Annotated in this window: 24 protein-coding genes; 4 read left to right on the forward strand and 20 right to left on the reverse strand. The window is 61.4% G+C overall.

Annotated elements, in window-relative coordinates; translation table 11 throughout:
- Positions 1 to 12: 12 nt before the first annotated feature.
- The 20 genes from rpsM to ABN482_RS15760 form a co-directional block, all read right to left on the reverse strand.
- Positions 13 to 378 (reverse strand): 30S ribosomal protein S13, encoded by a 366-nt coding sequence (gene rpsM, locus ABN482_RS15665; RefSeq protein WP_349504851.1) that lies wholly within the window; start codon positions 376 to 378, stop codon positions 13 to 15.
- A 33-nt stretch (positions 379 to 411) separates the two neighbouring features.
- On the reverse strand, positions 412 to 525 hold the full coding sequence (rpmJ, locus tag ABN482_RS15670) for a 50S ribosomal protein L36 (protein ID WP_109062601.1): 114 nt from the start codon (positions 523 to 525) through the stop codon (positions 412 to 414).
- Positions 526 to 559: 34 nt separating this feature from the next.
- A complete protein-coding gene (gene infA, locus ABN482_RS15675; protein WP_109062600.1) occupies positions 560 to 778 on the reverse strand; it encodes a translation initiation factor IF-1 in 219 nt (72 codons plus the stop codon).
- A gap of 7 nt (positions 779 to 785) precedes the next feature.
- Entirely contained in the window at positions 786 to 2126 is a 1341-nt protein-coding gene (secY, locus tag ABN482_RS15680) for a preprotein translocase subunit SecY (RefSeq protein WP_349504852.1), read from the reverse strand.
- Between the two features lie 16 nt (positions 2127 to 2142).
- A complete protein-coding gene (rplO, locus tag ABN482_RS15685) occupies positions 2143 to 2586 on the reverse strand; it encodes a 50S ribosomal protein L15 (protein WP_349504853.1) in 444 nt (147 codons plus the stop codon).
- 11 nt (positions 2587 to 2597) lie between these two features.
- Positions 2598 to 2783: a 50S ribosomal protein L30 gene (gene rpmD, locus ABN482_RS15690; RefSeq protein WP_349504854.1), complete on the reverse strand. Its 186-nt coding sequence runs from the start codon at positions 2781 to 2783 to the stop codon at positions 2598 to 2600.
- Between the two features lie 3 nt (positions 2784 to 2786).
- Complete coding sequence (gene rpsE, locus ABN482_RS15695) at positions 2787 to 3308, reverse strand: 30S ribosomal protein S5 (RefSeq protein ID WP_109062596.1); 522 nt, start codon at positions 3306 to 3308, stop codon at positions 2787 to 2789.
- A 15-nt stretch (positions 3309 to 3323) separates the two neighbouring features.
- Positions 3324 to 3689: a 50S ribosomal protein L18 gene (rplR, locus tag ABN482_RS15700; RefSeq protein WP_349504855.1), complete on the reverse strand. Its 366-nt coding sequence runs from the start codon at positions 3687 to 3689 to the stop codon at positions 3324 to 3326.
- Positions 3690 to 3710: 21 nt separating this feature from the next.
- Positions 3711 to 4244 (reverse strand): 50S ribosomal protein L6, encoded by a 534-nt coding sequence (gene rplF / locus ABN482_RS15705; RefSeq protein WP_349504856.1) that lies wholly within the window; start codon positions 4242 to 4244, stop codon positions 3711 to 3713.
- 10 nt (positions 4245 to 4254) lie between these two features.
- Entirely contained in the window at positions 4255 to 4650 is a 396-nt protein-coding gene (gene rpsH / locus ABN482_RS15710) for a 30S ribosomal protein S8 (RefSeq protein WP_349504857.1), read from the reverse strand.
- Between the two features lie 10 nt (positions 4651 to 4660).
- A complete protein-coding gene (gene rpsN, locus ABN482_RS15715) occupies positions 4661 to 4966 on the reverse strand; it encodes a 30S ribosomal protein S14 (RefSeq protein ID WP_349504858.1) in 306 nt (101 codons plus the stop codon).
- Positions 4967 to 4977: 11 nt separating this feature from the next.
- Positions 4978 to 5517, reverse strand: a complete 540-nt coding sequence (rplE, locus tag ABN482_RS15720; protein WP_349504859.1) for a 50S ribosomal protein L5 — start codon at positions 5515 to 5517, stop codon at positions 4978 to 4980.
- 9 nt (positions 5518 to 5526) lie between these two features.
- A complete protein-coding gene (gene rplX, locus ABN482_RS15725) occupies positions 5527 to 5859 on the reverse strand; it encodes a 50S ribosomal protein L24 (protein ID WP_349504860.1) in 333 nt (110 codons plus the stop codon).
- 10 nt (positions 5860 to 5869) lie between these two features.
- Entirely contained in the window at positions 5870 to 6238 is a 369-nt protein-coding gene (gene rplN, locus ABN482_RS15730; RefSeq protein WP_349504861.1) for a 50S ribosomal protein L14, read from the reverse strand.
- Between the two features lie 369 nt (positions 6239 to 6607).
- Entirely contained in the window at positions 6608 to 7906 is a 1299-nt protein-coding gene (locus ABN482_RS15735) for a TRAP transporter large permease (protein ID WP_109062586.1), read from the reverse strand.
- A complete protein-coding gene (locus tag ABN482_RS15740; RefSeq protein WP_349504862.1) occupies positions 7899 to 8399 on the reverse strand; it encodes a TRAP transporter small permease in 501 nt (166 codons plus the stop codon). Before ABN482_RS15740 ends, ABN482_RS15735 begins: the two co-directional genes overlap by 8 nt.
- 11 nt (positions 8400 to 8410) lie before the next feature.
- Positions 8411 to 9373, reverse strand: coding sequence for a TRAP transporter substrate-binding protein (locus tag ABN482_RS15745; protein ID WP_143859273.1), 963 nt, complete (start codon positions 9371 to 9373; stop codon positions 8411 to 8413).
- Between the two features lie 26 nt (positions 9374 to 9399).
- Entirely contained in the window at positions 9400 to 10050 is a 651-nt protein-coding gene (locus tag ABN482_RS15750) for a hypothetical protein (protein ID WP_349504886.1), read from the reverse strand.
- A gap of 356 nt (positions 10051 to 10406) precedes the next feature.
- The gene (locus ABN482_RS15755; protein ID WP_349504863.1) at positions 10407 to 11771 is read right to left on the reverse strand and encodes an MFS transporter; all 1365 of its coding nucleotides are present in this window, start codon (positions 11769 to 11771) and stop codon (positions 10407 to 10409) included.
- A gap of 73 nt (positions 11772 to 11844) precedes the next feature.
- Entirely contained in the window at positions 11845 to 12780 is a 936-nt protein-coding gene (locus tag ABN482_RS15760; RefSeq protein ID WP_349504864.1) for a LysR family transcriptional regulator, read from the reverse strand.
- Positions 12781 to 13015: 235 nt separating this feature from the next.
- On the opposite strand from ABN482_RS15760, the gene ABN482_RS15765 reads away from it, so the two are divergent.
- The 4 genes from ABN482_RS15765 to ABN482_RS15780 are packed head-to-tail and all read left to right on the forward strand — an operon-like array spanning position 13016 to position 18960.
- Positions 13016 to 14929, forward strand: coding sequence for a 5-oxoprolinase subunit B/C family protein (locus ABN482_RS15765; protein ID WP_349504865.1), 1914 nt, complete (start codon positions 13016 to 13018; stop codon positions 14927 to 14929).
- Between the two features lie 8 nt (positions 14930 to 14937).
- Positions 14938 to 15702, forward strand: coding sequence for a 5-oxoprolinase subunit PxpA (locus ABN482_RS15770; RefSeq protein ID WP_349504866.1), 765 nt, complete (start codon positions 14938 to 14940; stop codon positions 15700 to 15702).
- A complete protein-coding gene (locus ABN482_RS15775; RefSeq protein ID WP_349504867.1) occupies positions 15699 to 16946 on the forward strand; it encodes a carboxyl transferase domain-containing protein in 1248 nt (415 codons plus the stop codon). Before ABN482_RS15770 ends, ABN482_RS15775 begins: the two co-directional genes overlap by 4 nt.
- 1 nt (position 16947) lies before the next feature.
- Entirely contained in the window at positions 16948 to 18960 is a 2013-nt protein-coding gene (locus ABN482_RS15780) for an acetyl/propionyl/methylcrotonyl-CoA carboxylase subunit alpha (RefSeq protein ID WP_349504868.1), read from the forward strand.
- The last annotated feature ends 77 nt before the right edge of the window (positions 18961 to 19037 follow it).

Raw genomic sequence — 19037 nt, forward strand, 5'->3', positions numbered from 1 at the left:
TCTTATCCTCGATTATTTCTTCAGCGCCACACCGGCACGACGCGGACCCTTGCGGGTACGTGCGTTGGTGCGGGTACGTTGACCGCGAACCGGCAGGCCACGACGGTGACGCATGCCACGGTAAGTCCCCAGGTCGATCAGGCGTTTGATCGAAAGCTGCACTTCGCGGCGCAGGTCGCCTTCGACGGTGAAGCTGCCGACCTGTTCGCGCACACGCTCAAGCTCGGTGTCGTCCAGATCCTTGATCTTCTTGGTGGTGGGGATCCCGGCAGCATCACAGATCTTGCGGGCGCGCGTGCGACCGATACCGAAAATGGCGGTCAGACCGATTTCGGCGTGTTGATGCGGCGGAATGTTGATGCCAGCAATACGGGCCATGACTGTTCCTCAGTAAAACGAATTCAGAGCCGATTAGCCCTGGCGTTGCTTGTGTCGCGGATCGGTACAAATAACACGCACCACGCCGTGACGTTTGATGATTTTGCAGTGACGGCACATCTGCTTCACTGATGCCATTACTTTCATTTTTAATAACTCCTTGAATTCCCGCTGGCCGTTCTTATTTGGAACGGAATACGATTCTGGCGCGCGTCAGGTCGTATGGCGTGAGCTCCACAGTTACCTTGTCGCCCGGCAAAATCCGGATATAGTGCATACGCATCTTGCCCGAGATATGGCCCAACACCTGATGGCCATTTTCCAGCTTGACGCGAAATGTCGCGTTCGGGAGGTTTTCGACAACCTCCCCCTGCATTTGAATGACGTCGTCTTTTGCCATCGTCGTTCTACCGCATCGTCAGTCCATTGCCGCCCTTGAAGTTGGCCTTCTTGAGCAGAGAATCGTACTGATGAGACATCATGTAGGCCTGGACCTGAGCCATGAAATCCATCGACACCACGACGATGATCAGGAGCGAGGTTCCACCGAAGTAGAACGGCACATTCCAGCGCAACGTCAGAAACTCGGGCAGCAGGCAGACCAGCGTGATGTAGATGGCACCAGCCAGCGTGAGCCGGGTCAGGATTTTATCAATATACCGCGCTGTCTGCGTACCAGGACGAATCCCGGGGACGAAGGCACCGCTGCGCTTGAGGTTATCTGCAGTCTCGCGGCTGTTGAACACCAGAGCCGTATAGAAAAAGCAGAAGAACACAATCGCCACAGCATACAGCGTGATGTACAGCGGACGACCCGGCGACAGCTCTGCAGCCAGATCACTCAGCCACTTCGCAAACCAACCCTGATCGCCACCCTGCGAAAACCACTGGGTAATCGTAGCCGGGAACAGAATGATCGACGAGGCGAAGATCGGCGGAATCACGCCAGCCATGTTCAGCTTGAGGGGCAGGTGTGAGCTTTGCCCACCATACACCTTGTTGCCGACCTGGCGCTTTGCGTAGTTGACCGGAATCTTGCGCTGACCGCGTTCCACGAACACGACGAATGCAGTTACCAGAACGACCAGTGTCAGGATGAACAACGCCGACAAAGCCGAAATGGAGTTGGTCCGGACCAGATCAAGCGTACCACCCAGTGCTGCCGGCAGACCCGCCACGATACCTGCAAAAATCAGGATCGAGATACCGTTGCCAAGACCGCGCTCGGTAATCTGCTCGCCAAGCCACATCATGAACATGGTGCCGGTCACCAGCGTAATCACGGTCATGACACGAAACAGCATGCCAGGATCAATGACCAGTCCAGGTTGCGACTCGAGAGCGACGGAAATACCGACCGCCTGCACCAGAGCCAGCACGACCGTGCCATAGCGCGTATATTGAGTGATCTTGCGACGACCTGCTTCGCCTTCCTTCTTCAGAGCCTCGAGCGATGGGATCACCACCGAGGCCAGCTGCATGATGATCGATGCCGAGATATACGGCATGATCCCCAGTGCGAAGATGGAAAAGCGCGACAGGGCTCCACCCGAGAACATGTTGAACAGTCCCAGGATTCCGCCTTCATTCTGGCGGAACAGGGAAGCCAGCTCGTCCGGATTGATGCCAGGTACGGGGATGTGAGTCCCCAGCCTGTATACAACCAGGGCCAGCAACAGGAACACCAGACGACGTTTCAGATCGCCGTAGCGTGCCCCTGTCTTTCCAAGTGCCTGCGCGTTAGCCACTCGTCCTCCGCTCTTCTCAGGCCAGCGAGCCGCCGGCGGCTTCGATCGCGGCGCGTGCGCCGGCCGTTGCCGTCAGACCCTTGAGAACAACCTTGCGGGAGAGTTCGCCGGACTTGATGACCTTGACGAAGCGCACGGCCTGGCCAATCACGCCAGCCTGCTTCAGGACCTGGACGTCGACTTCATCAACGGGCAGGGCTTGCAGCTCGGACAGGCGCACTTCGGCACGCAGGTGACCACCCAGGGGCGTGAAACCACGCTTGGGCAGACGACGTTGCAGGGGCATCTGACCGCCCTCGAAGCCGACCTTGTGGAAACCACCGGCACGGGATTTCTGGCCCTTGTGACCGCGACCTGCAGTCTTGCCGAGGCCGGAACCGATACCGCGACCAACACGGCGGCGGGGATGCTTGGCGCCCTCGGCGGGCGACAGCGTATTGAGTTGAACGTTATCCGTCATCACGAATCCTTTCAGACTTCTTCGACGCGCACGAGATAATCCACTTTACGGATCATGCCGCGCACTTCGGGCGTATCGACCAGCACGCGGCTGCTGTTGAGACCGCGCAGACCCAGACCACGCACGGTGGCGCGGTGCGGAGCCTTGGTGCCGATCACGGACCGGACCAGGGTGATTTTGATTTGTTTCTGTGACATGACTTACCCCAGAATCTCTTCAACGGTCTTGCCACGCTTGGCCGCCACTTCGGACGGGGTCATCGCAGCCTGCAGGCCGTTGAGGGTGGCACGCACCATGTTGTACGGGTTGCTCGAACCGAGGCTCTTGGCCACGACGTTGCGAACACCCATCACTTCGAAAATGGCGCGCATCGGGCCACCGGCGATCACGCCGGTACCTTCGGCTGCCGGCGAGATCAGCACTGTGGAGGCGCCGTGCTTGCCCACGACGGTGTGATGCAGGGTGCCGTTCTTGAGGGCAACCTTGAACAGACCGCGACGGGCCTGTTCCATTGCCTTCTGGACGGCGACCGGCACTTCACGCGCCTTGCCCTTGCCCATGCCGATGCGGCCATCGCCATCACCGACCACGGTCAGCGCAGCGAAGCTCATGGTGCGACCACCCTTCACTACCTTGCTGACACGGTTGACGGCGATCATCTTTTCGCGAAGACCATCATCGCGCTCGTCCGCCGCAGCGTTTTTGCCTTGTACCTTGGCCATAATGAGTATCCTCGCTTAAAACTTCAGGCCGGCTTCGCGAGCGGCTTCGGCCAGCGCCTTGACGCGGCCGTGATAACGGAAACCGGAACGGTCGAACGCGACCGTTTCGATGCCGGCAGCCTTGGCCTTTTCGGCCACGCGCTTGCCCACCAGGCTAGCGGCTGCGACATTGCTGCCACGGCCGGTTTCGCCAGCGAGTTGCTGACGCAGCTCGGCTTCGACGGTCGAAGCGCTGACCAGAACGCGGTCGCCTTCGGGAGAAATGATGTTCGCGTAGATGTGCTGGTTCGTACGGAAAACCGAGAGGCGATGTACGCGCAGTTCGGCAATCTTACGACGGGTAGGCACCGCACGACGCAAACGGGTTTGCTTTTTGTCCATGATCTGTCCTTACCTGGGCGCTTATTTCTTCTTGGTTTCCTTGATGACGACGCGCTCGTCGGCATACCGGACACCCTTGCCCTTGTAGGGCTCGGGCTTGCGGTAGGCACGAATCTTGGCCGCCACCTCTCCAACCACCTGCTTGTCACTGCCTTTGATGACGATTTCCGTCTGGCTGGGACATTCGGCCTTGATACCGACCGGCAGGGGATGCACGATATCGTGCGAGAAACCGAGCTGCAACTTGAGCGCCTCGCCCTGGACCTGAGCGCGGAAACCCACGCCAACCAGGGTCAGGCGACGCTCGAAGCCCTTGCTCACGCCGGTGACCATATTGTTGACCAGCGCGCGCAGCGTGCCGGACATGGCCTTGGCATGACGGGTTTCGTTGGCCACAGCGAAGTTCAGCTTGCCATCTTCCAGCTTGATTTCGACATCGCCGCTCAGGGGCTGGCTGAGCGTGCCCAGCGGACCCTTGACGGTGATCTGCTCTGCCGTGATGTTGGCTTCAACACCCTTGGGCAGTTCTACGGGGTATTTTGCGATACGTGACATCTGATTCTCCTTAGGCCACGTAGCACAGCACTTCGCCACCCACGCCATTGGCGCGAGCCTTGCGATCGGTCATCACGCCGCGGGGCGTGGACACGATGGCGACGCCCAGACCGTTCATGACCTGGGGAATGCTGCTGCGGCCCTTGTAGATCCGCAGACCGGGACGCGACACGCGCTCGATGCGCTCGATCACGGGGCGACCTGCATAGTACTTCAGGGCGATTTCGAGTTCCGGCTTGGCGGGCGTACCCTTGAGCGCGAAATCCTCGATGTAACCTTCATCTTTCAGCACGGCGGCAATGGCCACTTTCAGCTTGGAGGAAGGCATCGCAACGGAAACTTTCTCGACCTGTTGCGCATTGCGAATGCGCGTCAGCATATCGGCGATGGGATCGCTCATGCTCATAATGTTTCTCCTACCAGCTGGCCTTGGTTACGCCCGGGATCTCACCGCGCATTGCCATCTCGCGCAGCTTGATGCGGCCGAGACCGAACTTCTTGAAAACGCCGCGAGGACGACCCGTGATCGCGCAGCGGTTACGCTGACGCGAAGGGCTGGCATTGCGCGGCAGCTGTTGCAGCGCAAGGCGAGCCTGATAGCGCTCTTCGTCGGACTTCGACGCATCGTCGATAATCGCCTTCAGCGCGGCACGCTTGGGTGCATACTTTTCAGCCAGCTTGACACGCTTGGCGTCGCGATTGATGAGTGAGAGTTTTGCCACGTCATCGCCCCTTAGTTGCGGAACGGGAAGTTCAGCGCTGCCAGCAGCGCCTTGGCTTCCTCGTCGGTTTTGGCCGTGGTGGTGATGCTGATGTTCAGACCACGCAGCGTATCCACCTTGTCGTATTCGATTTCGGGGAAAATGATCTGCTCTTTCACCCCGACGTTGTAGTTGCCACGACCGTCGAATGCACGGCCGGAGATACCACGAAAGTCACGCACACGCGGCAGGGCCACGGTCACCAGACGATCCAGGAATTCGAACATGCGCTCACCGCGCAGGGTCACCATGCAACCGATCGGGTAGTTTTCGCGGATCTTGAAACCTGCAATAGCCTTGCGGGTCTTGGTGATCACGGGCTTCTGACCGGCGATGCGGGTCAGGTCGCCAACGGCATGTTCGATCACTTTCTTGTCGGCAACAGCCTCGGACACGCCCATATTCAGGGTGACCTTGGTGATGCGCGGCACTTGCATGGCGCTCTTGTAGCCAAATTTTTCGCGCAGGGCGGGAGCCACCTTGTCGCGATAGAGTTCTTGAAAACGAGCCATCTTCGTTCCTTATGCCTTGGCGCCGACGACTGCGCCGCTGGAGCGGAACACACGAACCGCCTTGCGCTTGCCTTCGACCTGCTCGACCTTGATCGACACTCGCTCGCCCTTGCCGGACGCCGAGTTGAACACTGCCACATTCGAGATGTGGATAGGCAGGGTCTTTTCGACGATGCCGCCAGCCGTACCCAGCGAGGGATTGGGACGTGCATGCTTCTTGACGACGTTCACGCCTTCAACCAGCACACGATCCTCACCCACCATTTCCAGCACGGTACCGCGACGCTTCTTGTCGCGACCAGCCAGAACGATGACTTCGTCACCTTTGCGAATTTTGTTCATCATCCGCTCCTTACAGCACTTCCGGGGCCAGCGACACGATCTTCATGAACTTTTCGGTACGCAGCTCGCGCGTGACCGGTCCGAAGATGCGGGTGCCGATGGGCTCCAGCTTGGCATTGAGCAACACGGCGGCATTGCCACCAAATTTAATCAGCGAACCGTCCTTGCGGCGAACACCCTTGGCGGTGCGAACCACCACGGCGTTGTAGATTTCGCCTTTCTTGACGCGCCCGCGGGGAGCCGCATCCTTGACACTCACTTTAATGACGTCGCCGATGCCGGCATAACGGCGCTTGGAACCGCCGAGCACCTTGATGCACATGACGGAACGTGCACCGGTGTTGTCGGCCACGTCCAGCGTGGTCTGCATTTGAATCATGATTTATCCTGTTCCAACTTAGCGAAAATAGCCGGAAGACCTTGCGATCGCCCCACCGATTTCACCAGTTTTGGTCCCGTCAGGTAATAACTCGGCACTGATGCGCCTTGCCATTGCCCTGGGTTGAAATCTGGAAAGTTAACCTTGCCAGACAAAACTATCTAGGCAAGCAGGCCATTCTATACGCAATCACGCAACATTGCAATACCCATACTGCCTTTGCCTGACAGATGTTGCGCAAAGGGAATCTTTGCGGCGACCAGGACAGACTCGACCATCCCGGCCAAAAAAACCAGATGGCCGGATGGCGCAAAAAAAACCGGGCTGTACGAAACAGCCCGGTTTTCAGCGCGGCAGATATGTGCCGAATCAGCGCATGGCTTCCGGCAGGAAGGTCACGATCTGCGGGAACATGCTGATGATCACCACCGCCAGCACCAGGATCAGGAAGAACGGGAAGGACATCCTGACCAGCTCGAACAGGTTGCGCCCGGTAATGCTCTGGATCACGAACAGATTGAACCCGACGGGCGGCGTAATCTGTGCCATTTCAACGACCAGGATCAGGAAGATACCAAACCAGATCGGATCGATACCGGCTGCCTGGATGGCCGGCATCAGAACTGCCGTGGTCAGCACCACGATGGAAATGCCATCGAGGAACGCCCCCAGGATGATGAAGAACACCGTGAGCACCGCGATCAGCTGGTACTGGCTCAGACCAAGCGAAGAGATCCAGGCTGCCAGGTTGGCAGGCAGGCCGGAAAAGCTCATGGCACTGGTCAGGTAGGCGGCACCCAGCATGATGAAGCAGATCATGCAGGAAGTACGAGTCGCGCCCAGCAGACTCTCGAAGAACGATTTGAGCGTCAGCGACTTGCCCGCCGCGGCAATCAGCAACGCACCGATCACGCCGACCGTTGCCGACTCGGTGGCTGTCGCCAGGCCCGTATAGATCGCACCGATCACACCGGCGATCAGCAGCATCACCGGCAGCAGCAGCTTGAGGCGCCCGAACATTTCGCGCAGCGGCACCGCCGGCTCCATGGGCGGCACCTTGTCCGGATTGCGCCATGACCACAGGCCGATGTAGCCCGAGAACAGCACCATCAGCATCAGGCCAGGCACGATGCCTGCAATGAACAGCCGAATGATCGACACCTGTGCCGAGACCCCGTAGACGATCATGACGATCGAAGGCGGAATCAGCAGGCCCAGCGTGCCCGCACCGGCCAGCGAGCCGATACTGATGCCGTCGTTGTAGCCACGTGCCTTGAGCTCCGGCAACGAAATCTTGCCGATCGTCGCAGCCGTCGCGGCCGAAGAACCGCTCACCGCCGCGAAAATGCCGCAGCCCAGCACGTTGACGTGCACCAGCCGACCCGGCAGACGACGCACCCAGGGCGCGAGACCGTTGAACATATCTTCGGCCAGACGGGTGCGATACAGAATCTCGCCCATCCAGATGAACAGTGGCAATGCCGTCAGTGCCCAGTTCGCGGTCGCGTCCCAGCCTTTGGTCGCAAATAGAATCCCGGCAGGCGCGTCAGCAAAATACACCAGCCCGAGCAGGCCGCAGGCAATCAATGCCAGAGCTACCCAGACGCCCCCGGCCAACAGGATCAGAAGCGTGCCAATCAGGACGACAGCCTGAAACATATCACCCATGGCTGGCTCCTTCCACGCGTTCGATCTGTTGACCACGAATGCAGGCAATCAGCCGTTTGAACATGATCGCGGCCAGCAGGATCATGCCGATCGGCATACAGATCTGCACCGGCCACAAGGGCACATTGAGCATGCCCTGGGCCACTTCGTTATAGACATAGGATTCGTAGACGAATTCGCTGACGCTCCATGCACCCCAGGCCGACAGAGCGAAGCCGATCAGGGTCGCCACCACTTCATACGGTTTGACCGCCCGTTCAGGCAGGAATTGCAATAGCAGCGTGACCCGGATGTGATCCCCGCGCAGCAGGGTATAGGGCAACGCCAGAAAGACCGAGGCCGCCATCGACCACGCAGCAAGATCGTCCGCCCCAGGGATCTGATGACCCATGAGGCGGCCGACGATCTGCGCAGCCACAACGATGCCGATCATGGCCAGGAACAGCGCGGCGACAAACCCGCTGAGCGTGGCAAGGCGATCAAGTAGTGGCATATTGCTCTCGCTTATTGTTGCTGATAGGCGTCCAGCAGCTTCTGGCCGTCTTCGCCAGCCTTGGCCTTCCATTCGCCGACCATGCGCTCGCCGATGGCGCGCAGTTCTTCTGCGAGCTTGGGCGGCAGCGGTGCGACTTCCATGCCATTCTGGGCCATGATGTCGGTCAGCTTCTGGGTCTGTTCGCGGGCATCGGTCCAGCCGCGCGTCTCGGCACGCGCTGCCGCATCACGCACGGCCTGCTGGGACTCGGGCGACAGACGGTCGAAGGCACGCTTGTTGACGATCACGAAATTGAGGGGAATGAAGGCCTGGGCATCGTAGTAATGCTTGACGTAATCCCATGCCTGGGTGTCCACGCCCGTGGCTGGCGAGGTCAGCATGGCATCGATCACGCCGGTCGAAAAGGCCTGCGGGATTTCGGGCGTCTGCACCGTGGTGGGCGTCGCCCCCATCAGGCTGGCCAGGCGGCTGGTCACCGGGCTGTAGCCGCGAAAGCGCACGCCAGCCAGGTCAGCCAGGCTTTCGATGGGCTTCTTGGTATAGATGCCCTGGGGCGGCCAGGGAGCCGAGTACAGCAGCACGATGCCCTGCGCATCCAGGCGCTGTTCGAGGAAAGGACGGGTCGCCTTCCACAGTTTTTCGGACTCGTCGAACGACGATGCCAGGAACGGCACGCTGTCGACTTCGAACAGGGGATCTTCATTGCCCATGGCGGCAACCAGCACCTCACCCACCTGGACCACGCCCTGCTGCACACCGCGCTTGACCTCGGGCCGCTTGAGCAGCGTGCTGTTGGACTGAACCTTGATCTCCAGTTCACCCTTGGTGGCTTCCTGGACTTCCTGCGCGAACTGGCGTGCATTCTGTGTCAGGTAATTGGCATCAGGCTGTTCGGCAGACATATTCCAGGTTGCGGCCTGGACCGTACCGGCGAACAGGGTCGCCAGGGCCATCGTCAATGCTTTTTTCATGTGGCTTCTCCGTTTCAGAGGGGTAATTAGCGCGAGGCCTGCAGATCATTCGATTGCAGATCCCACAGCAAACTGTAGATATGGGCCTTGTCCTGCGCCAGGGCCAGTTTTTCCGCGGCCAGCTTGACAGCAGCAGCCGCGGCCTCGGGCGTCGTGGCATCGACCAGCAATACCGGCTCCAGCACACGGCCGGCAGGATCTTCGGAAGGCAGCGGCGTGGACAGCTCGGGATCCGGCGTCAACACGCGCACCGTCAGCGCACCGTCGACCTGGGCCAGTTCGGCGGCCAGTGCGGCAGCACGCTCGGCAGTCAGCAGATCACCCAGTTGCAGCAGGCCCAGCGCAGCCCCCGTACCGACGCCGGCCAGCGGCGATACGATCATCACGCGGCGGCAGGTGTTGCCCATGCGGCCAAAATTGGTCAGCGACCATTCGGTCTGCTGGGTAAATGCCTTGCGATAGGGTTCGCTGCCGAACACACCCATCGATTCCGTACGATACAGCGCCAGATAGCGACGGGCAGGCTGGTGCCCTTCCAGACTGGCGGCACGATAGCGACGCGCCCAGTTGAAACCGGGAATACCGGCACGCTCGGCCATGTGCTCGCGGTCATACCACTGGTTGAAGTCCCCCTCATGGGCCGGGTCGATGTCGGTCCAGATGAACAGCTCGCCCATTGCGGCACGATCCTGGCGGATAACAGAAGTCACTTGGTTTCTCCATGCTCGATGCAGGCAAAATCGCCTAATTGCAGCGATTCTGTCGAATGGAAAAAAGGACGGCAAACTGTTTATTGTCATCCACAAGAATAAGAAAATCTTATCAGGCCGGCACCAGCACAAACCGGCCCTGCCACCCCGCATACCTCTGTTTTTCGACCGGGAAAACCCCTAGGGCGAATCGACCTGCATTTTATGGCCTCTCCACGTACAACAAGCGGATCGGGATGAATCACCCGGTCCGCTTGTCTGTAACGGCAGAGAGATGACGCGGCCCCTACGGCTGGCCGCTGCGGCTCAAGGCCGATGCACCATCAACGCTTGGCATCCAGCCGATCATACATGCCCTTTTCGTGATCAAGCCAGTTCTCTCCCTTGTTCTTGAGGAAGAAGATGTAGACCACCAGCGACACTGCCATCACGACCGTGGCATAGATCACGAACGCCGACACCTGATCGGCCTTGAGTGCAGCCTGGTACAGCACGGGTGCCGTGCCACCAAAGGCCGAGTTGGCCAGCGCATAGCCCAGGCCCACGCCCAGTGCGCGAACATGGGTCGGGAACAGCTCGGCCTTCACCACGGCGTTGATCGAGGTATAGCCCGTCAGGATCACGAAACCGATGCCGAGGATCAGGCACGCAGTCCACGGATCGGTCTGCTGCGGCAGGGCCGTCACCAGATACCAGGTATAGAACACACTGCCAAAACCGAAGAACACCAGCAACGTCTTGCGGCCCACGATATCCGACAGCCAGCCGCCTACAGGCTGCAGCAGCATCAGGAAAGTCAGCAGGCCCAGATTGATCAGCGTACCCGTGATGACATCACCACCGGCGAAGGCCGACTGGATCATCTTGGGACCATTGACCGAGTAGGTATAGAACGCAACCGTGCCCCCGACCGTGACCAGGAAGCACAGCAGCAGCGGCCGCCATTGATTGACGAAAAGTTCCTTCAAGGAGCCGGAGGCACGGGCACGACCACTGCGGGCGGCCTCGATGGACTCTGCGCCGAGCGACTCGTCCATTGTCCGGCGCAGCCAGAACACGACGATCGCGGCAATCCCGCCCAGGCCGAACGCAATGCGCCAGCCCCATTCGGAAATCTGCGGCACCTCGAGGAAGGTCAGCATGACCAGCAGCGTCAACTGGGCCAGCACATGGCCACCGACCAGCGTCACATAATGGAAAGAGGACAGGAAACCACGGCGTCCGGGAATGGCCGCCTCGGACATATAGGTCGCGCTGGTGCCATATTCACCCCCGGTGGCAAACCCCTGCACCAGGCGGGCCAGCAGCAGGATGATCGGTGCTGCAATGCCAATCGCGGCCATGTTGGGCGTGATCGCGATGACGAACGAGCAGGCTGCCATCATCGTGACGGATACCGTCAGCGCCAGGCGGCGGCCATAGCGATCGGCGAAACGGCCGAAGTACCAGGCACCGATGGGCCGCATCAGGAAGGTCATGGCAAAAATGCCCCAGACATAGAGCGTGGCATTCTTGTCTTCGGGCGCGAAGAACTGCGATTCGAAGTAGATGGCAAAGACCGAGTAGACGTAGACGTCGTACCACTCGACAAGGTTGCCGGCAGAGCCCTTGAGCGTATTGGAGATCGAGCGACGCAGATTGCCCGGGGTGGTACCGCCTGCGGATGCGGACGAGGTATGGGAGGTCATGAAGCAGGGCCTCTGTAAGTGAAAACAATTCTGGAGTATAGATGCAGCCTATTGCAGGCTGTCAATCACATGATTAAATGACCAGCACACCACTATCGAGCGGCGGTGTCGTATCGTCGGGCCAGGCCGAGGCATAGCGATGCATTTCATCCATGGCCAGGGTCACGACCGCCTCTGACAATGACGCCACCGGATCAGGGCGCCAGGTAGCTACCAGCTTGAGCGCCGGCATCTGCACATCGCATCGCACCACTCGCAACTTGCCTGCAGCAATCTGGTCCCGCACCGTGGCGATCGGCAGCGTGGCAATGCTCTGATTGGTTCGTATCAATTGCACGCAGGCGAAGATGGACGACACGAAGTGAATCCTCGACGCCTGCACGCCCTGGTGCATCAGCAGGTCCAGCAATTGCAAGTGAGGCTGCGAGTGGCGTGGAAAGGTCACCAGCGGATGCTCGACCAGTTCGGCCAGTGACAGACGTTCCGGGATATCCGCTTCGGTGCTGCAGATCCAGCCCTGCTGCAGTGCCCCCAGATCACGGTTACGGACATCGCGCTCGATCAGCGGATCCGTCTGCAGCAGTACATCCACCACTCCCCGGCGCAGCAAGTCATGCAGGCGTCGGGTGGACTCTGTCGTCAGCTCGATTTCGAGGCCGGGATGGGTTTCCTGCAGGCGCTTGATGAAGGGTGCGAACCAGGTATGAACCACGGATTCGACAATCCCTATCCGCGCCAGTCCGCGCAACTCTTCGGGGCCACGCAGCGTGCGCCGCATGTTGCTCTCGAGCTCGAGCATCTGCTCGGCATAGAACAGCAATGCCCGGCCTGCGGGCGTCAGCGGCAGGTCGCGCATGCCGCGATCGAACAGTTGCTGTCCGACTTCCTCTTCAAGTGCAGCGATCCGTCCTGAAATCGCTGCCTGCGTCAGGTTAAGCTTGCCGGCCGTGGCCTTGAAGCTGCGCAGACGGGCAACCCACAGGAAAGTTTCGAGAAAGCGGATATTCATATAACCCCGGATGATACTGTACGCCACCCCGTCGTGCAGGACGGGTGGGCAATCCCCTATATGCAGCCCAGGCATGCAGCAGTACAGCAACGTCTGGACTTGCGCGGCACGCAGATAAGAATAATTGATCGACCTGAAAAGGAAATTTGCGTTCGACAAGGTCTGAGGGTTCACGAATAATCAGTGGCGTTTTATCCGTCACCTTTTATCCGACAGATCGCCAGAAAGTGATCGTATGACTATATCTGCTGCCGCATCCGACCTCCCGTCCATCGAACCGCTGGGCGATGCCGCCCTGACGGTCGTGTTCGGGCGTCAGGCCTCCCCCGACAACAGCGCATTGGCGCTGGGCTTTGCCACATTGCTGTCCCGCCAGCGTGAGCACGACGCCATCCTCGGCAGCATCACGGAATGGGCACCGGCCTTCTGTTCAGTCACGGTCTGGTTCGATCCCCTGTCAACCGATCGGCAGGCGCTGGTCGCCAGGCTACAGACACTGGCAGGCCAGGGGGCTCGCCTGGAAGCGGAAGGCAGCGAATGGCTGATCCCTGTCTGCTTCGACCCGCGCCATGCGCCTGACCTGGACAATCTTGCACAAGCCTGCGGTCTCGATGTGCGCGAAGTGATCGCGCTCATGACGGCAACCACATTCACGGTCAGGATGCTGGGTTTTCTGCCCGGCTTCCCCTATATGGATGGCCTGCCACCCGTGCTCAGCCAGCCACGCCTGAAAACGCCCCGCAAGGCCGTACCGGCACGCTCCATCGCCATCGCCGGCGAACAGTGCGCTGCCTACCCCTGGGAAAGCCCCGGCGGCTGGCATCTGCTGGGACAAACACCCGTCCCCCTGTTCAGTCTCGACCGTCCGGAACGACCCGCGCTGCTCGTACCCGGCGACCGCGTCCGCTGGCGTGCCATTGCCGCCGATGAATACGAGACGCTGGAAGCCCGCTACGCCCGCCCCGGCTGGTCGCTCCAGGAATTCCAGCCTGCCAGTCATACACCCGGCACGACGCAATCGGCAGCCCTCGCGGCCAGGGGACAGCCCAGCCCCGAGCGTGCAAGTACAAGAGCAGGCACACTGGACGCCGTCCCGGACACGACCGCCGACGGCCTGCTCGAAATCATTGATCCCGCCTGGGCAGCCAGCATTCAGGACCAGGGCCGGGCCGGCTACCGTGCGCTGGGCATTCCGTTGTCCGGCGCACTCGATCCGAGTCGACAGGCTGTGGCCAACGCGCTGGCAGGCAATACCCCCCAAGCAGCCACACTGGAACTGCTGGGCGGCGGGCCGAGGCTTGCCGTCCTGCGAGGGCCGGTACGCTGTGCCCTGGCGGGTGCCGGCACCCTGGTACGAACATCGGCCGCAGGTCTGACGCACACGCTACCCGCCTGGCGCGGTATCGTGCTGCATACCGGCGACACGTTGCAGGTAAGGCTGGACGATAGCCAGCCCGCCTACCTGGCCCTGAGTGGCGGCATTCTGTCCGAACCCGTGCTGGGCAGCCGTGCCACCTATGGCCGTGCACGTCTGGGCGGCCTGGCGGGCGAACCATTGCGCGCGGGACATCGCCTGCCCTGCACAGCACTGACAGCCACCGATGCGCGCACCGACCTGCAGGCACTGCCGATTGCCACGCCGCCTTCGGAAACCCGGCATGGAAATACACTGCTGACACTGCGCGTCATCACCGGCCCCCAGAGCCACCACTTTACCGAGCAGGCCCGGGCCTGCCTCTGCACCGAAACCTATACCGTCTCCCGCGATGCAGACCGCATGGGCCTGCGCCTGGAAGGCCCCGAGCTCCGGCATGGCGCGCTGGGGGCCGATATCGTGACCGACGGCATCACACCCGGTGCCATCCAGGTGCCGGCCAACGGCCAGCCCATCATCCTGCTGGCCGATGCCCAGACGACGGGCGGCTATGCCAAGATCGCCACGGTCATCCAGGCAGACCTGCCCCTGCTGGCACAACTGGCCCCCTGCTCCCAGGTCGCGTTCCGCCATGTCGATGCCACCGAAGCGCTGGCAGCACTGCAAGTCCATGCAGAAGCGGCTGCAGGCTGGCATGCCAGCCTGCGCAAAATGCCATCCGCCGGAGAGCTCCAGACAGACGCCCTGGCCCATATCGACTACTCATTCAAGTGACATCCGCCATGCAGAACGCGATCAATCTCAATGCCGACCTGGGCGAAAGCTTCGGTGCCTGGAACATGGGCATGGACGAAGTCCTGCTCCAGATCATTGACTCCGCCAATATTGCCTGCGGTTTTCATGCCGGTGATCCAGTCGTCATGCGACGCACCTTGCGGGCCGCCAAGGCAGCCGGGGTCGAGATCGGTGCCCACCCCTCCTTTCCCGACCTGCAGGGATTCGGCCGACGCCGCATGCACCTGGCCCCCGACGAACTCGAAGCCGCACTGCTCTACCAGATCGCCGCACTCGATGGCATGGCACGCACTGAAGAAACCCGCGTCACGCACGTCAAGGTACATGGCGCACTCAGCAACATGGCCTGCGATGACGCGGCCCTGGCCACCGTCGTCGCCCAGGCCGTCCGTACCTACGCGCAGGACCTGATTCTGCTGGCTCCGGCATGTTCCCAGCTCTGCCTGGCAGGACGTGCAGCCGGCCTGCGTGTCATCGAGGAAATCTTTGCCGATCGGGCCTATACCGATGAAGGGCAACTGGTACCGCGCAGCCGACCCGATGCCATGATCCACGGGGCCGAGGCATCGCTGGCGCACGTCGATGCCATGCTGCAGGCCGGAGCCCTGATCTCGACCGGTGGCAAGCACATCCCGACGCCCATCGGCAGCATCTGCGTACACGGCGATGGCCCCGATGCCGTCAATACTGCCGCAGCGTTGAAGCAGGCACTGGGCGAACGTGGCTACCACCTGCGAGGAATGGCAGCATGACTACGGGTCACATCCATACGCCCCTCGCCCCCGAGACGCTGCTCGCGGCCCTGTTCGACACTCCGCCAGAGCCTCGCCACTGCGGTGGCCTGACGCTGGCCAGTGGCGCGCTGCTGGGCCATCCGCTGGACTGCTTTGTCCTGCATGGCAGCGATTGCACCAGTACGGATCATGCAACGCTGCTCGAATTCCTGGCGACCCCGCGCACTGCAGCACGCCCCCTGATGGGTATCTTTGCCTGCGGCCCCGCCGCTGACGAAGACGGCCACCTGCTCGAACGACAGGCATTGCTGCTGCAGCGGCTTGCGGCTGCACGCGGTCAGGCCCCCTATCTGTCCATCGTGCTGACGCAGCAGACCGGCACCCTTGCCGCGCTGGCTGCGCTGGCCGACCTGACACTGGTTGCCAGACCGGTTGGCAGCCTGGCGCTGCATGGCCCGAACGCAATGCTAGAGGCACGCGCCCTGGTATTCGATGCCGACGCCCTGGGGGGGCCCGCTGCGCTGCGCCACCAGAGCGGCCTGGCACTACGCTCCTGCCGCAGCACACTCGAAGCGCTGCGACATGCACGCCTCGCCCTGCCGCTGCTTTCCAGCCTGCAAAGCCCGGTTCCTGCCAGCGCAGCCCAGCCGGCCCAGGCCCTGGCAACGCTGCTGCCCGACACCCGCGGTGCCTTCGACTGCCGCGAACTGGTCGACACACTGACCGATGCCGGCAGCCTGCTGGCATGGCACGATGACGACGATCTGGCCGTGGCCACCGGCATTGCCCGCCTGCGGGGCCGTACCTTCGGCATCGTGTCGAACCGGCCCCAGCGGCACGCCGGCCACCTTGGCCTGGCCGAACTGCGCAGGATAGAACGCTTCCTTCAACTGTGCCGCATCCGCAGGCTGCCTGTACTCAGCCTGATCGACACAGGCGGGCTGCTGCCCGCCTTGCCGGACACCGATGCCGACCTACTGGCGACATGGCTGCGTGTTCTCGATGCCTGGCAGGCGCTGGAGACGCCCCGCATCAGCATCGTACCGCGCCTGGCGCTGGGTGCCGGCGCACTGTCCATGGGACTGGCACCGGCCACGCCCCGCCATATCCGCATCGACTGGCAGGGTGCCGGCATCCAGGCCGGCGGTACGTTTGCCGATGCACGACCCGCTGCGCAGCCGGCAGGTCCATACCATCTGCTGACCGCCCCGGCCGACTGCCCCCTGGCCGTACAAACCGCCCTCGACTTGCTGCAGGCCTGATATGTTCAAGAAAATCCTGATCGCCAACCGCGGGGAAATCGCCTGCCGCGTGATCCGCACCGCCCGCCGCATGGGCATTGCTACGGTGGCCGTCTATTCCGATGCCGACCGCCGTGCACTGCATGTCCACATGGCGGACGAAGCCGTCCGCATCGGGCCGCCCCCCTCGCGCGAGTCCTACCTGAATATCGACGCGCTCATCGCCGCCTGCCGCCAGACAGGTGCCGATGCCGTCCATCCGGGTTATGGCTTCCTGTCGGAACGTGCCGATTTTGCACGCCGCCTGGAAGAAGCCGGTATTGCTTTCATCGGCCCGCGCCCCGAGGCCATTGCCTCCATGGGTGACAAGATTGCCTCCAAACAACTGGCACAGCGTGCGGGCGTCAGTACCATTCCCGGCCATGACGGACTCGTGGAAAGCCCGGAACAGGCCATGGACATCGCACGTGGCATCGGCTATCCCGTGATGATCAAGGCTTCTGCCGGCGGCGGGGGCAAGGGACTGCGGGTTGCCCACGATGACCAGCAGGCCCATGCCGGCTTCCTGGCCTGCCAGAGCGAAGCCATGCGCAGCTTTGGCGATGACCGCATTTTCATCGAAAAATTCATCGAGCAGCCACGCCATATCGAGATACAGATCCTGGCAGACGAACACGGCCAGGCCCTCTACCTGTGGGAGCGCGAGTGTTCGCTGCAGCGTCGCCACCAGAAACTGATCGAAGAAGCGCCCAGCAGTTTTCTATCATCCGAGACCCGACACGCCATGGGCGAACAGGCAGCCGCCCTGGCGCAAGCCGTCGGCTATCGTACTGCCGGCACGGTGGAGTTCGTGGTGGGCAGCGACCAATCGTTCTATTTTTTGGAAATGAACACCCGGCTCCAGGTCGAACACCCAGTGACGGAAGCCATTACCGGCCTGGACCTTGTGGAATGGATGATCCGGACCGCCGCCGGCGAGGCATTGCCGTTTAGCCAGGCAGATATACGCATGGACGGCTGGGCCATCGAATGCCGCATCAATGCCGAAGATCCTTTTCGGAACAACCTGCCCTCGAATGGCCGCATCACACATTACGTACCGCCCGAACAGGCCAATGGGGTGCGCGTGGATACCGGCATCGAGCCCGGAGCGGAAATCTCGGTTCACTACGATCCGATGATCGCCAAGCTGATCGTCCACGCCCCAGACCGGGACCGCGCCATTGCAGGCATGCTGCAAGCTCTGGATGAGTTTGTCATCCGTGGCGTGCAGGCCAATATCCCGCTGCAGTCCACTTTGCTGCAGCACCACGATTTTGTCTCGGGCCAGTTCGACACCGGATTCATGGCACGCCACTATCCCGACGCCTTGCCTGCGGGCGGAGCCATCGCCGCTGACGAAACATTGCTGGCCAGCCTGGCAGCCTGGCGTGAATGCCAGCGGGAACGCTCACTGGCCACCGACCCAGGCGCTGTCGGCCAGACTGCCATGCACTATTGCCTCTGCGCTCCAGAACAACCTGGACACGTGCGCCATATCGCCGTACAGCACGACACCGCTGCCGACAATTGGCAGATTGCCATCGACTCGACGCCTGCCATGACACTGGCCGTGACAGTCGAAGCGCAAGGCCGCAGACTGAAGGGTCGCCTGGGTGACCGTGCATTCGTCGTACAGGTCGAAGACGAAAAAGACGGTGCCAATGGCCCTGTCTGCACGCTGTGGCAGCATGGCAGCGTACGCCGCTTCCTGGTTCTGCGCCCGGCAGCCCATGCGCTGCTGCTGGCTCAGCCGACTGACGCTGCACTGCAAGGCGATCTGGCTGTGACAGCCCCGATGGCCGGTACGCTTCTGAAAATATCGGTCAGTTGCGGACAGACACTGCAAGCCGGCGATAGCGTCGCCACCATTGAAGCCATGAAAATGGAACACAGTCTGACCGTCGATGCCGCCTGCGTCGTGGAGAGCCTGCTGGCCGAGGCTGGACAGGCTGTGTCAGCAGGCCAGGCCCTGCTGACATTCAAGCCACTCTGAAACAAAATGCATCGGTATTTTGCGTCGGATTGAGCAGACGCAAAACCGGTGCATGTGCAATCACGGCAACCCATCGC

It is taken from the genome of Corticimicrobacter sp. (genome assembly GCF_040137905.1).
GTDB lineage: Bacteria > Pseudomonadota > Gammaproteobacteria > Burkholderiales > Burkholderiaceae_B > Corticimicrobacter.

Coding starts and splice junctions, on each gene's coding strand:
- rpsM (WP_349504851.1), bottom strand. CDS start 378: ATGGCCCGTATTGCTGGCATCAACATTCCGCCGCATCAACACGCCGAA.
- rpmJ (WP_109062601.1), bottom strand. CDS start 525: ATGAAAGTAATGGCATCAGTGAAGCAGATGTGCCGTCACTGCAAAATC.
- infA (WP_109062600.1), bottom strand. CDS start 778: ATGGCAAAAGACGACGTCATTCAAATGCAGGGGGAGGTTGTCGAAAAC.
- rplO (WP_349504853.1), bottom strand. CDS start 2,586: ATGACGGATAACGTTCAACTCAATACGCTGTCGCCCGCCGAGGGCGCC.
- rpmD (WP_349504854.1), bottom strand. CDS start 2,783: ATGTCACAGAAACAAATCAAAATCACCCTGGTCCGGTCCGTGATCGGC.
- rpsE (WP_109062596.1), bottom strand. CDS start 3,308: ATGGCCAAGGTACAAGGCAAAAACGCTGCGGCGGACGAGCGCGATGAT.
- rplR (WP_349504855.1), bottom strand. CDS start 3,689: ATGGACAAAAAGCAAACCCGTTTGCGTCGTGCGGTGCCTACCCGTCGT.
- rplF (WP_349504856.1), bottom strand. CDS start 4,244: ATGTCACGTATCGCAAAATACCCCGTAGAACTGCCCAAGGGTGTTGAA.
- rpsH (WP_349504857.1), bottom strand. CDS start 4,650: ATGAGCATGAGCGATCCCATCGCCGATATGCTGACGCGCATTCGCAAT.
- rplE (WP_349504859.1), bottom strand. CDS start 5,517: ATGGCTCGTTTTCAAGAACTCTATCGCGACAAGGTGGCTCCCGCCCTG.
- rplX (WP_349504860.1), bottom strand. CDS start 5,859: ATGAACAAAATTCGCAAAGGTGACGAAGTCATCGTTCTGGCTGGTCGC.
- rplN (WP_349504861.1), bottom strand. CDS start 6,238: ATGATTCAAATGCAGACCACGCTGGACGTGGCCGACAACACCGGTGCA.
- ABN482_RS15735 (WP_109062586.1), bottom strand. CDS start 7,906: ATGGGTGATATGTTTCAGGCTGTCGTCCTGATTGGCACGCTTCTGATC.
- ABN482_RS15740 (WP_349504862.1), bottom strand. CDS start 8,399: ATGCCACTACTTGATCGCCTTGCCACGCTCAGCGGGTTTGTCGCCGCG.
- ABN482_RS15745 (WP_143859273.1), bottom strand. CDS start 9,373: ATGAAAAAAGCATTGACGATGGCCCTGGCGACCCTGTTCGCCGGTACG.
- ABN482_RS15750 (WP_349504886.1), bottom strand. CDS start 10,050: ATGGGCGAGCTGTTCATCTGGACCGACATCGACCCGGCCCATGAGGGG.
- ABN482_RS15755 (WP_349504863.1), bottom strand. CDS start 11,771: ATGACCTCCCATACCTCGTCCGCATCCGCAGGCGGTACCACCCCGGGC.
- ABN482_RS15760 (WP_349504864.1), bottom strand. CDS start 12,780: ATGAATATCCGCTTTCTCGAAACTTTCCTGTGGGTTGCCCGTCTGCGC.
- ABN482_RS15765 (WP_349504865.1), top strand. CDS start 13,016: ATGACTATATCTGCTGCCGCATCCGACCTCCCGTCCATCGAACCGCTG.
- ABN482_RS15770 (WP_349504866.1), top strand. CDS start 14,938: ATGCAGAACGCGATCAATCTCAATGCCGACCTGGGCGAAAGCTTCGGT.
- ABN482_RS15775 (WP_349504867.1), top strand. CDS start 15,699: ATGACTACGGGTCACATCCATACGCCCCTCGCCCCCGAGACGCTGCTC.
- ABN482_RS15780 (WP_349504868.1), top strand. CDS start 16,948: ATGTTCAAGAAAATCCTGATCGCCAACCGCGGGGAAATCGCCTGCCGC.